This window comes from Rhodopseudomonas palustris (genome assembly GCF_007005445.1).
Taxonomy (GTDB): domain Bacteria; phylum Pseudomonadota; class Alphaproteobacteria; order Rhizobiales; family Xanthobacteraceae; genus Rhodopseudomonas; species Rhodopseudomonas palustris_G.
Genome location: NZ_CP041387.1, coordinates 3,608,459 through 3,620,316, shown reverse-complemented (window position 1 = coordinate 3,620,316; position 11,858 = coordinate 3,608,459). Strand labels below are relative to the sequence as shown.

General features: G+C 67.7%; 11 protein-coding genes. 10 read left to right on the top strand and 1 reads right to left on the bottom strand.

Annotated elements, in window-relative coordinates; all coding sequences use genetic code 11:
• Nucleotides 1-158: 158 nt before the first annotated feature.
• A complete protein-coding gene (locus FLL57_RS16580; RefSeq protein ID WP_142883442.1) occupies nt 159-1,958 on the bottom strand; it encodes a glucan ABC transporter ATP-binding protein/ permease in 1,800 nt (599 codons plus the stop codon).
• Between the two features lie 464 nt (nt 1,959-2,422).
• On the opposite strand from FLL57_RS16580, the gene FLL57_RS16575 reads away from it, so the two are divergent.
• The 10 genes from FLL57_RS16575 to nuoK are packed head-to-tail and all read left to right on the top strand — an operon-like array spanning nt 2,423 to nt 11,857.
• Nucleotides 2,423-2,812, top strand: coding sequence for an NADH-quinone oxidoreductase subunit A (locus tag FLL57_RS16575; protein WP_013504136.1), 390 nt, complete (start codon nt 2,423-2,425; stop codon nt 2,810-2,812).
• Entirely contained in the window at nt 2,809-3,435 is a 627-nt protein-coding gene (locus FLL57_RS16570; protein WP_142883441.1) for a NuoB/complex I 20 kDa subunit family protein, read from the top strand. The genes FLL57_RS16575 and FLL57_RS16570 overlap by 4 nt, the downstream gene beginning before the upstream one ends.
• Complete coding sequence (nuoC, locus tag FLL57_RS16565; protein ID WP_142883440.1) at nt 3,432-5,177, top strand: NADH-quinone oxidoreductase subunit C/D; 1,746 nt, start codon at nt 3,432-3,434, stop codon at nt 5,175-5,177. The genes FLL57_RS16570 and nuoC overlap by 4 nt, the downstream gene beginning before the upstream one ends.
• Nucleotides 5,174-5,662: an NADH-quinone oxidoreductase subunit NuoE gene (gene nuoE / locus FLL57_RS16560; RefSeq protein ID WP_142883439.1), complete on the top strand. Its 489-nt coding sequence runs from the start codon at nt 5,174-5,176 to the stop codon at nt 5,660-5,662. Before nuoC ends, nuoE begins: the two co-directional genes overlap by 4 nt.
• Complete coding sequence (locus FLL57_RS16555; protein WP_142883438.1) at nt 5,659-6,945, top strand: complex I 51 kDa subunit family protein; 1,287 nt, start codon at nt 5,659-5,661, stop codon at nt 6,943-6,945. Before nuoE ends, FLL57_RS16555 begins: the two co-directional genes overlap by 4 nt.
• Complete coding sequence (gene nuoG, locus FLL57_RS16550; protein WP_142883437.1) at nt 6,942-9,575, top strand: NADH-quinone oxidoreductase subunit NuoG; 2,634 nt, start codon at nt 6,942-6,944, stop codon at nt 9,573-9,575. Before FLL57_RS16555 ends, nuoG begins: the two co-directional genes overlap by 4 nt.
• Entirely contained in the window at nt 9,572-10,531 is a 960-nt protein-coding gene (nuoH, locus tag FLL57_RS16545) for an NADH-quinone oxidoreductase subunit NuoH (protein WP_013504130.1), read from the top strand. Before nuoG ends, nuoH begins: the two co-directional genes overlap by 4 nt.
• Nucleotides 10,528-11,049: an NADH-quinone oxidoreductase subunit NuoI gene (gene nuoI, locus FLL57_RS16540; protein ID WP_142883436.1), complete on the top strand. Its 522-nt coding sequence runs from the start codon at nt 10,528-10,530 to the stop codon at nt 11,047-11,049. The genes nuoH and nuoI overlap by 4 nt, the downstream gene beginning before the upstream one ends.
• On the top strand, nt 11,046-11,552 hold the full coding sequence (locus tag FLL57_RS16535; protein ID WP_142883435.1) for an NADH-quinone oxidoreductase subunit J family protein: 507 nt from the start codon (nt 11,046-11,048) through the stop codon (nt 11,550-11,552). Before nuoI ends, FLL57_RS16535 begins: the two co-directional genes overlap by 4 nt.
• Nucleotides 11,549-11,857: an NADH-quinone oxidoreductase subunit NuoK gene (gene nuoK, locus FLL57_RS16530; RefSeq protein WP_142883434.1), complete on the top strand. Its 309-nt coding sequence runs from the start codon at nt 11,549-11,551 to the stop codon at nt 11,855-11,857. Before FLL57_RS16535 ends, nuoK begins: the two co-directional genes overlap by 4 nt.
• Nucleotide 11,858: the final 1 nt, after the last annotated feature.

Below are 11,858 nucleotides of genomic sequence, written 5' to 3'. Positions count from 1 at the left end.
GTCCTGTGAGTTCCGTCGCGCCGGCGAGACGATCGCGGCGCGGTGACGTTCGGGTTTCAGGCGGTGGCCCCAGCAAACCCGACCCTATACCGGCTCGCGCCCGCAGAACAGGGCTGGGGCCCGGTAATCGTGGATGAAAGGGGCTGAAATTCGACCGCTCAGCGCTGCGCGTCGGCGGCCGGGGCGACGGCGGAGCGCGTCCTCTCCTGCACCATGAACTGCGCCCGCGCCAATTCGGCGAAAGCGCCGCCGCGGGCCACCAGTTCGTCGAACGTTCCGCTTTCGATCACTTTGCCGTTGTCGAACACCAGAATACGGGTGGCGTCGCGGATCGTGGACAGCCGATGCGCGATCACGAAGGTGGTGCGACCTTTCATCACCTCGTCGAGCGCGAGGTTGACCTTCGCCTCGGTCACCGCGTCGAGTGCCGAGGTGGCTTCGTCGAGGATCAGGATCGGCGGGTCTTTCAGCAATGCGCGGGCGATCGACAGCCGCTGCCGTTCGCCGCCGGACAGCATCCGTCCGCGTTCGCCGGCATTGGTATCGAATGTGTGCTCGCTGCGCTCGATGAACTCCAGCGCCTGCGCGCGTTCGGCGGCGAGGCGCAGCTCGTCGAGGGTGGCGTCCGGCTTGCCGACCCTCAAATTGTCGGCGATCGAGCGATCGAACAGCAGGGCCTCCTGAAACACCACACCGATGTTCCGCCGCAGGCCGGCAAGCGTCAGGCCGCGGATATCCATGCCGTCGATCTTGACGATGCCGGATTGCGGATCGAACGCCCGGTGCAGCAGTGCGATCGCGGTCGACTTGCCGGCGCCGGTGGCGCCGACCAGCGCGATGGTGTCGCCGGGCAGCGCGGTGAAGCTCAGATCCTCCACCGCCGGGCGCCTGCCGTCGTAGGAAAACGACACGTTCTGGAATTCCACCAGGCCGGACAGCCGGCCGGGGTCGATGGCGTCGCTGCGGTCGCGCACCGCCGGCACGGTGTCGAGCACGTCGATGAACTCGCGCAGCCGCGGTGCTTCCATCAGCACGTTATTGATGAAATTCACCACCTGCTCGAGTCGCTGGATCAGCAGCGTCGCGAACGAAACGAACATCACGATCTCGCCGACGCTGGTGAGACCCTGCTGGTTGAGCCAGATGCCGAGCGTGAAGATCGCCAGCACCGTGATGGTGGTCGAGGCCCGGGTGATCACCGTCACCAGCGCCCACCACGACAGTACCGGCATCTGCGCCGCGAGCAGCCGTCCGGAGACGTTGCGCAGGCTCTGAACCTCCGCGTCGACGCGGACGAAGCTCTGCACCAGCGCGACGTTGCCGAGCGCGTCCGAGGCGCGCGCCGACAGGTCGCTGTACTGCGCTTCGACCTCGCCCTGCTTGCCGTAGGTCTTGTGCACCACCAGCGTGGTGAGCACCGTGAACACCACGCACAGCACGAACAACAGGATCGCCAGCCGCCAGTTGATGTACAGCGACAGCGGGAGCAGCACGACCAGCGACAGGATCGCGGCGAAGTGCTCGCGGAAGAAGCCGAGCCACATCCGCCACAGCGCGTCGGTGCCTTGCAGCATCACCTTCATCAGCCGGCCCGAATGGGTGCCGGTGTGGAAGCTGATCGGCAATTGCAGGATGTGCTCGAAATAGCTGGTCAGCACCGCCTGGCGCTGCCGGTGCGCGAGTCGGTCGGCCTGCAGCGCGACGATTGCAGAGCATAGAATGGTGAACAGGCCGAAGCAGGCCCAGGCGCCGAGCAGTGGCCAGGGCGACCGCGTCTCCGGCACCAGCGCGCCGGTCGCGAGATTGCCGCTCATCACGTCGACGATGCGACCGAACAGAACCGGCTCGGCGAATTGTGCGGTGGCGAGCAGCAGGTTGGCGACCGCGAGAATCCAGCCGAGCCGTGCCTCCCCGCCGAGCAGTTGCAATACGCGGGTGTAGAGATGAAGCAGCGACATCGGTCGGCCCAGGATGAGACAACTATCAATAGATCATTTCAGAGCCGGGCGGAAATGCGCCTGCAGGCCTGTCCACGTGTGGTTTCGGCGAGGCTGTCCGCAAAACCGCGGGCGGCTCCGCGGCGCCGTCGCCGATGCTGTCGCCGCGGTTGCGGGGGCGTGGTCGTTTGTTCAGCGTGGCAACGTGCCGCAGATTTGCGAGGGGGGCGATTCGGGTGCCTCGGGTGCACCGCGAGGACTGTACAAAGCCCTGCCGCACAGCACCTTTCCGGGATCTGTTACCAAGTTCCAAGTGTCGGAAATCACAGCAAGATTCTCACGTTATCGTGGCCGCGGAGTTGATCCGCGTCAACCGGGCTTGACGGGTCGGATGGCATGGTGACGATGCGTTAACAACCCGACTTCTACACCCCACGTCGGATCGTTCGTGATCCGCTCTTCCGCTGTTTGTTGGAGCCTTGCCGGTGGGTGATCTGACCCTTCCGATCGATTCGGGCGCCGCACTCGCCATCCACGTCGCACTGTCGGCCGGGATCGTTGCGGCGATCATCGTGGTCGCAGCCTGGCTGCGCGAGAAGCGCGCCGGTGCGCGCCCCGACGTGCCCTACGAAGGCGGCGTGCTGCCGGCGCAGCCGCAGCAGGGGCCGCTGAATGCGCCGTATTTTCTAATCGCCGCGCTGTTCGTGATCTTCGACATGGAAGCCGCGATTCTGTTCGCCTGGGCGGTCGCCGCGCGTGACACCGGCTGGCTCGGCCTGATCGAAGCGGCGGTGTTCATCGGGGTGCTGTTGCTGGCGCTGGTGTATCTGTGGCTCGACGGCGCGCTCGACTGGGTCAAGGGCAAGCGCCGATGACGATAACGCCGCACCATCCGGGCATGCCGGGCGAACAGCGCTCGGTTGAAGAACATATGGCGCTGTCGAGCCTGTTCACCACGCTCGAAGACCTCACCGCGTGGTCGCGCAAGCACAGCCTGTGGCCGTTCAATTTCGGGCTGTCGTGCTGCTACGTCGAACAGGTCACGGTGCTGACCCCGGTCTACGATCAGGCGCGGTTCGGCGCCGAAGTGATCCGGGCTTCGCCGCGCCAGGCCGATCTGCTGGTCGTGTCCGGCACCGTGTTTCACAAGATGGCGGCGCCGCTGCTGCGGCTGTACGAGCAGATGCGCGCGCCGCGCTGGGTGATCGCGATGGGGGCCTGCGCCTGTTCGGGCGGCATGTACGACATCTATTCGGTGGTGCAGGGCGTCGATCGCTTCATTCCGGTCGACGTCTACATCCCCGGCTGTCCGCCGCGGCCGGAGGCGGTGCTCGACGCGCTGATCATGCTGCAGCAGCAGGTCGGCAGCGAGCGGCGCCCGCTCGGCGTCACCGTCGGCAACACCGCCGGCCTCGGCTTCGACGCGCCGCGCCGGCGCGACCAGCGCCGCGACGAACGTATGGCGCAGACCCTGCTCGATCCGCCGGAGTCATTGTGAGCGCATCCGAACTCGTCACCGAGCTCAGCGCGCGCTTCAAGGATGCGGTGCTGGGCCAGCAAGTTACTGCCGATCGGTTTCCGACCGTATGGATTCGGCCGGACGCGACGATCGACGTGCATCGCTTTCTGAAGCACGAGATCGACCGGCCGTTCAGGATGCTGGTCGACCTGTGGGCGATCGACGAGACCGCACGCAAGCATCGCGAGGGTCTGCCGCCGTCGGGCATCACCATCGCCAGCCATCTGATGTCGCACGAGCGCAATGCCGACATCCGGCTCAAGATCGCGCTCGATGCCGAATATCCGCGCGCCAAGTCGATCGGCACGGTGTTTCCCAACGCGCCGTGGTACGAGCGCGAAGCCTACGACATGTTCGGCGTCGAGTTCGAAGCTCAGCCGCACTCGCTGCGCATCCTGCTGCCGCCGGGCTGGGAAGGCCACCCGATGCGCAAGACCCAGCCGGGTCGCGCCACCGAGCGGCCGCTGTTCAACATGACGGCGGCTCTGTTCGACGCCAAGGAACATGCACTCGCGGCCGATCCGGAGAAGTTCGGCCTGCCGACGCATCGCGACGGCGTCGAACTGATGATCCTGAACTACGGGCCGCATTCGATGGCGACCCACGGCGTGTTCCGGATCGTGCTGGCGCTCGACGGCGAGGAGATTGTCGCGGCGCGCCCCGATATCGGCTTCCACCATCGCGGCGCCGAGAAGATGGCCGAGCGCCAGACCTGGCACAACTTCCTGCCCTACACCGATCGCGTCGATTACCTGGGCGGGGTGATGGGCGAGATGCCTTATTTGCAGGCGGTCGAGAAGGCCTGCGGCATCAAGGTGCCGGACCGTGCGCTGACGGTGCGGATCATGCTGTCAGAAATGTTTCGCATCATGAACCACCTGCTGTTCTACGGCACCATGGCGCAGGACACCGGGGCGATGTCGCCGGTGTTCTACATGTTCACCGACCGCGAGCGCGGCTACCGGGTGATCGAGTCGATCACCGGCGCCCGGATGCATCCCGGCTTCTTCCGCATCGGTGGCCTGTCGATGGATCTGCCAGACGGCTGGGACAGGCTGGTTCGCGAGTTTCTCGACTGGATGCCGTCGCGGCTCGACGACTACGAAGGCATGGTGCTGCGCAACGAGATTTTCCGCGCCCGCACCAAGGGCATTGCGGCCTACGACACCGCGATGGCGCTCGACTGGGGCGTCACCGGTCCGGGCCTGCGCGCCACCGGCTATGCCTGGGACGTGCGCAAGGCGCGGCCCTATGCGGGGTTCGAAAACTTCGACTTCGAGATTCCGGTCGGCCACGCCGGCGATTGCTACGACCGCACCGTGGTGCGGGTCGAAGAGATCCGGCAATCGCTGAAGATCATCCGGCAGTGCGTCGACAACATGCCGTCCGGCCCGATCAAGGCCGATCATCCGCTGACGACGCCGCCGCCGCGCGAGCGGATGCTGCACGACATCGAGACCATGATCCATCACTTCGTCAACACGAGCTGGGGGCCGGTGCTGCCGCCGGGCGAATACACCGGCCAGGTCGAGACCGTGCGCGGCCTGACGCAGTTCGCGCTGATTTCGGATGGCGAGCCGTCGAGCTATCGCACCCGGATCCGCACGCCGTCGTTCGCGCATCTGCAGATGATTTCCGCGGTCGCCCCCGGCATGATGGTGGCCGATCTCGTCGCCTATCTCGGCAGCATTGACTACGTGATGTCGGACGTCGACCGATGAGCCTCAGTCCCGCCCTCAAGACCGCAATCCAGCACGCTGCCGCCACCCATGGCGGCGCGAAGGCTGCGATGGTGGAAGCGCTGAAGTTGGTGCAGGAAGCCGAAGGCTGGGTGTCCGATGCGCACCTGAAGGAAGCCGCCGACGTGCTCGGCGTCACGCCTGCCGAGATCGATGCGCTGGCGACCTTCTACAGCCAGATCTTCCGCTCGCCGGTCGGCGACACCGTGATCCTGCTCTGCGACGGGCTGAGCTGCTATCTGTGCGGCGGCGATGCGGTGCGCGATGCGGTGATGAGCAAGCTCGGCATCGGCTTCGGCGAGACCACGCCGGACGGCAAATTCACCCTGATCAACATCTGCTGCGTCGGCGGCTGCGATCGTGCGCCGGTGGCGCTGGTCGGCCCGGAACGTAAGCTGATCGGTCCGCTGACGCCGGACGATCTCGACGCGCTGATCGGCGGCGCTGTAGTGGGAGGCCAGCCATGAGCGACAAGCCGCTCACCGGCCGCGCCCGTGCCGACCGTCAGCCGCACAGCCTTGCCGCCTGGCGCGGGCTCGGCGGCTACGCGGCGCTGTCGCTCGCGCTCAAGCGCCACAGCCCGGAAGCGATCATCGCGATGGTCGAGGCCGCCGGCCTGCGCGGCCGCGGCGGCGCGGGCTTCCCGACCGCCAACAAATGGCGCTTCATGCGGACCGGCAGCGAAAGGGCCGGTCCGGGCGCGCGCTATTTGTGCGTCAACGGTGACGAGACCGAGCCCGGCTCGTTCAAGGACCGGCTGTTGATGGAGGCGCTGCCGCATCAACTGATCGAGGGCGCGACCATCGCCGCCTACGCGATCGGCGCCACCGAGGTGATCATCCTGGTGCGCGACGAGTATCGTGCAGCGGCTACCGCGCTCGGCCGCGCGATTGCGGAAGCGGAAGCCGTCGGCTTGCTCGGCCGCGACATCCTCGGCTCAGGCTTCGATCTGACGATGCGGGTGCACGCCTCCGCGGGCCGCTATATCGTCGGCGAAGAGACCGCATTGATCGCGGCGATCGAGGGCGAGCGTCCGGTGCCGCGGCATCGCCCGCCTTATCCGGCGGTCAGCGGCCTGTGGGGCCGGCCGACCACGGTCAACAACGTCGAGACGCTGTCGTCGGTGCCGTCGATCATCGAGAACGGCGCCGACTGGTATCGGTCGCTGTCGTTCACCGACGAAGGCGGCACCAAGCTGTACGGCATCTCCGGCTGCGTCGAGCGCCCGCAACTGATCGAAGCGCCGATGGGCTCGACCGCGCGTGAGCTGCTGCATCGTGCCGGCGGCATTCGCAATGGCCGTGCGCTGCTGGCATTCCAGCCCGGCGGCGGCGCCACCGCGTTCTTCGAGAAGGCCGAGCTCGACGTGCCGCTCGATTTCACCAGCACCAAGAAGGCCGGCAGTTCGCTCGGCACCGGCGCGCTGATCGTGCTCGACGACCGTGCCTGTCCGGTGGCGGCGATCGGGCGTCACATGCGGTTCTACGCGCGCGAGAGCTGCGGACTGTGCACGCCGTGCCGCGACGGCCTGCCGTGGGTATCGAAGCTGCTCGATACGCTGGAGGCCGGCAAGGGCACGCGCGCCGACATCGACCTGCTGCACCAGCACGTCGCGCTGTCCGGCCCGTCGGGCCGCTCCTACTGCGATCTCAACACCGGTGCGCTGACGCCGCTGCGCAGCGGTCTCGAGCGCTTCGGCGACATCTTCACGGCCCACCTCCAGGGCTTCTGTCCGGTGGGCCGCGCATGACCAAGAAGAAGATCGAGATCGACGGCCGCGTCATCGAAGCCAAGGACGGCGAGGATCTGCTGTCGGCCTGCCTGACCCACGGCATCGACGTGCCGTATTTCTGCTGGCACGGTGCGCTCGGCTCGGTCGGCGCCTGCCGGCAGTGCGCCGTGAAAGTCTATGACGGCCCGGACGACACCGAAGGCCGCATCGTCATGAGCTGCATGACGCCGGTCGCCGACGTCGAGCGGGTCTCGGTGAGTGATCCGGAAGCCGTGGCGTTCCGTGCCCAGGTGATCGAATGGCTGATGGTCAACCATCCGCACGATTGCCCGGTGTGCGAGGAGGCCGGCTCCTGCCATCTGCAGGACATGACGATCGCCACCGGCCATATCGACCGCCGCTACAAATTCACCAAACGCACCCATCGCAATCAGGATCTCGGGCCGCTGGTGACGCACGAGATGAACCGCTGCATCGCCTGCTATCGCTGCACCCGGTTCTATCGCGACTATGCGGGCGGTCGCGATCTCGACGCGTTCGGCGCCCATGACAACGTGTATTTCGGCCGCGCCGAGGACGGCCCGCTGGAAAGCCCGTTCGCCGGCAACCTCGCCGAAGTGTGTCCGACCGGCGTGTTCAACGACAAGGGCTGGTCACGCGATTATTCGCGCAAATGGGACATGCGGGCGACGCCGTCGATCTGCCCGCATTGCTCGCTCGGCTGCAACATCCTGGTCGATCAGCGCGACGGCCGGGTGAAGCGGGTGCAGAACCGCTACCACGGCGCGCTCAACGGCTACTTCATCTGCGATCGCGGCCGCTATGGTCCGCTGCACGTCGTCTCCGAGCATCGGCTGCGGCAGCCGCTGATCGGCGGCGCGCCGGCGAGCGAGCACGAGGTCGCCTCCGCCGCCCATGCCATCGTGGCCGAAGGCGCGATCGGGATCGGCTCGCCGCGCGCCTCGCTGGAAGCCAACTACGCGCTGCAGCGTTTGGTCGGGCCAGAGCGGTTCTTCGCTGGCGTCTCCGACGTCGAAGCCGGTCTGGCTCGCCGTATCGTCGAGATCCTGCGTGCCGGTCCTGCCAAGATCGCGTCGCTGCACGAGGTCGAGCACGCCGATGCCGTGCTGGTGCTCGGCGAGAATCTCACCGGCACCGCGCCGCGGCTCGCCTTGGCGCTGCGGCAGACCGCACGCGGCGCCGAGCGCGAGCTTGCGGCGCAGAAGGGCGTCCACGCCTTCCTCGATCCGGCGGTCCGTACCGCCGGCGAGGGCCGCCGCTCGCCGATCGTGCTGGCGACACCGCTGCCTGATGCGCTTGACGATCTCGCAGCGTCGTCGCTGCGGCTCGACCCGCAAGGCGTTGCCGCGTTCGGCGCGAGCGTTGCGGCCGTGCTTGGCGCGGGCCCTGCCGACGCGGTCGAGGAGCATTCGGAAGCGGCGCGTGTGGCTGAGATCCTGGCGAATGCCGAGCGCCCGCTGATCGTCGCCGGCTGCGCCCTGATGTCGGCCGAGATCATCGAGGCGGCGGCGCGCACCGTCGCCGCGCTCGGCACGAAAGCGCGGATCGTGCTGCTGGCGCCGGAAGCCAACAGCATCGGGCTGGCTCTGCTCGGCGGTGACGGCCTCGACAGCGCTGCCGCTTTGCTCGAGCGCGGCGGTGCCAAGACCGCGATCGTGCTCGAGAACGATCTGTTCGACCGTGCCCCGCGCGCCAGTGTCGAGCGGCTGTTTGCCGCCGCAAAGGGCGTGGTCGCGCTGGACTCGATGGCCAATGAGACCACGGCGCGTGCGGCGGTTGCGCTGCCGGTGGCGCCGTTCACCGAGGCGACCGGCACCTTCGTCAACTATGAAGGCCGAGCGCAGCGCTTCTTCGCCGCGGTGGCGCCACAGGATTCCGCGCCGGCGAGCTGGCGGCGGCTCGATGCGTTCGGTGCCGGCGATTGGCACGGGCTCGACGCGCTGATCGGCGATCTCATCGTCGAGCGTCCCGATCTCGTGGCGGTGGCCGACGCCGCGCCGGGCGAAGATTTCGGAATGCCCGACGGCAAGGTCACCCGCGCGCCGCGGCCCTACACCGGCCGCACCGCGGACGATCGCGCCGGGCAGTTCGCCGATGCGGTGATCCCGGTCGATCACGACGGCCCGATGACCTTCGGCATCAAAGGCGCGCGCGGCACCGCGGTGCCGCCGCCTTTGATCACCAGCTACAAGACCTCCGGCCTGCACTCGGCCAACAACGTCACGCGATTCCTGGAAGAAGTCGGCGGGCCGCTGCGCGGCGGCGATCCCGGCGCCTTGCTGATCAGGCCGGGCGAAGCGTCGCTGCCGGAGGCCGTGCCGCCGCCGGCCCTCGCCGGCGAGGGACTGTGGCTGATCCCGTTGCACGACGCCTTCACCGGCGGCGAGCTGAGCCGCGCCAGTGCGCTACTTGCTGCGCGCCGGCCGGCGCCGCGATTGCTGCTGCATCCTGACGATGCGGCGCTTCATGGTTTCCGTGACGGCGCCGCGGTGCAGGTCGACGGCAATCCCTGCGCGCCGGTGGTGACGCTCGACGCAACGGTGCCGCGCGGCACCGTGGTGATCAGCGCCGGCTCGTGCCAGCCGCGCGGTCCGCTGCGCCGGGTCAAGGTCGAGGCGGCGCCATGATCGGGATGATCATCACCGCCACCATCTCGGTCGCGCTGATCATGGTGCTGCTTGTGCTCGCCGGCACGTTCACCTGGGTCGAGCGGCGACTGCTCGGCTTCGTGCAGGAGCGCTACGGTCCGAACCGCGTCGGCCCGTTTGGCTCGCTGCAATGGGTCGCAGACACCGTGAAGATCCTCACCAAAGAGGATCGGCCGCCGCCGGGCGCCGACAAGCTGCTCTACATCTTGGCGCCGGCCGTCGCCGCGACGCCGGTGCTCGCCGGCTTCGGCGTCGTGGCGATCGGTGACGGCTGGGCGCTGGCATCGGTGGATGTGGGGCTGTTGTTCCTGCTGGGCATGATGGGCCTGACCGCCTATGCGGTGGTGCTCGGCGCCTGGGCGTCGCACAACCGATTCGCGCTGCTCGGCGGTATGCGCGCCGCCGCGCAGATGCTGGCCTACGAGGTGTTCCTCGGCCTGTCGGTAATGGGCGTGGTGATGCTGGCAGGCTCGCTGTCGATGACCGAGATCGTCGAGGCGCAGCGCGGCGCCTGGTTCGTTCTGCTGCAACCTCTCGGCATGGTGCTGTTCACCATCGCGGGTGTCGCCGCGGCCCACCGGCTGCCGTTCGATCTGCCGGAATCCGAGAACGATCTCGTCGCCGGCTTCATCACCGAATATACCGGGATGTCGTTCGGCCTGTTCTTCCTGGGCGAATATCTCGCTGTGCTGCTGGTGTCGGCGCTGGCGGTGACGCTGTTCTTCGGCGGCTGGCTCGGCCCGTGGCTGCCGGGGCCGATCTGGTTCGGGCTTAAGACCGCGGCGATCGCCGTCGCGTTCGTCTGGCTGCGCGCGACGCTGCCGCGACCGCGCTACGACCAGTTGCTCGGCTTCGCCTGGAAGGTGGCGCTGCCGCTGTCGCTGCTCAACCTGCTGCTGACCGGCATCGTCGTGGTGGCGAGGAGCGCGTCATGATCGGATTCGGATGGCTCGAAGCCCTGCTGCGGGTCGGTCGCAAGCTGTTCGTCAAGCCGGAGACCCAGCTCTATCCGGAAGAGAAGCCGAAGCTGTATCCGCGCGCCCGCGGCCGCATCGTGCTGACCCGCGATCCGGACGGCCAGGAGCGCTGCGTCGCCTGCAATCTGTGCGCGACCGTGTGCCCGGTCGGCTGCATCGATCTGGCCAAGGCGGTGGCCGACGACGGCCGCTGGTATCCGGAGCATTTCCGCGTCAACTTCGCCCGCTGCATCTTCTGCGGTTTCTGCGAAGACGCCTGCCCGACCGCGGCTATCCAGCTCACGCCGGACTACGAATTGTCCGAATGGCGCCGCGACGCGCTGGTGTACGAGAAGCACGATTTGCTGATCTCCGGTGAGGGCAAGGTGCGCGGCTATCGCTATTGGTCGGTCGCCGGCAAGGCGATCCCCGGCAAAGACAAGGGCGAGGCCGAGCACGAGGCGCCGCCGGTCAATCTGAAGGGGCTGCTGCCATGAGTTCGCTGCTTGCGATCTATGCCGGTGGCTTCGCGCTGATTTCGGCGGCGCTGTCGGTGACGCGGCCGAATGCGGTTCACGCGCTGCTGTATCTGGTGGTGACGCTGCTGGCGCTGGCGGTGTGCTTCTTTGCGCTCGGCGCGGCATTCGCCGCCGTTCTGCTGATCATGATCTATGCCGGCGCCATCGTGGTGCTGTTCGTGTTCGTGGTGATGACACTGCCGATCTCGCCGGAGGCGATCACCCGCGAGCGCGCGCTGCTGCGCCGTGCCTGGCCGCTGCCGCTTCTGATGTCGGTGCTGATCATCGCGCCGTTCGCGTTCGGTGAATTCGGCCTCACCGCCACCGGCCAGCCGGCGCCGGTGTCGGCCCAGGAGGTCGGCAGGCTGCTGTTCGGGCCGTGGGCGCTGGCGGTCGAACTCGCCTCGCTGCTGCTGCTCGCCGGCCTGATCGGCGTTCGCCACATCGGTCGCAACGATCGCAGCCCGAGGAGCGGATCATGACCGGCTCCGACCTGATCGGCATCATGATCCTCGCCGCCGGCCTGTTCGCGGTCGGCGTGTTCGGCGTGCTGGCGCGCCGTGGCATGCTGTTCCAGCTCGTCGCGCTGGAGGTCGCGCTCAGCGGTCCGGCGCTCGGCTTCATCGCCGCCGGCGCCTATCACGCCGATCCCGAAGGGCAGGGCATGTTCATTCTGGTGCTGACGCTCGCCGCCGCCGAGGTCGCGGTCGGGCTGGCGCTGTTTCTGCGCCTGCGCCGGATCACCGGCACCGACGACAGCGACGCCATCAGCGGGCTGAAGGGGTGAG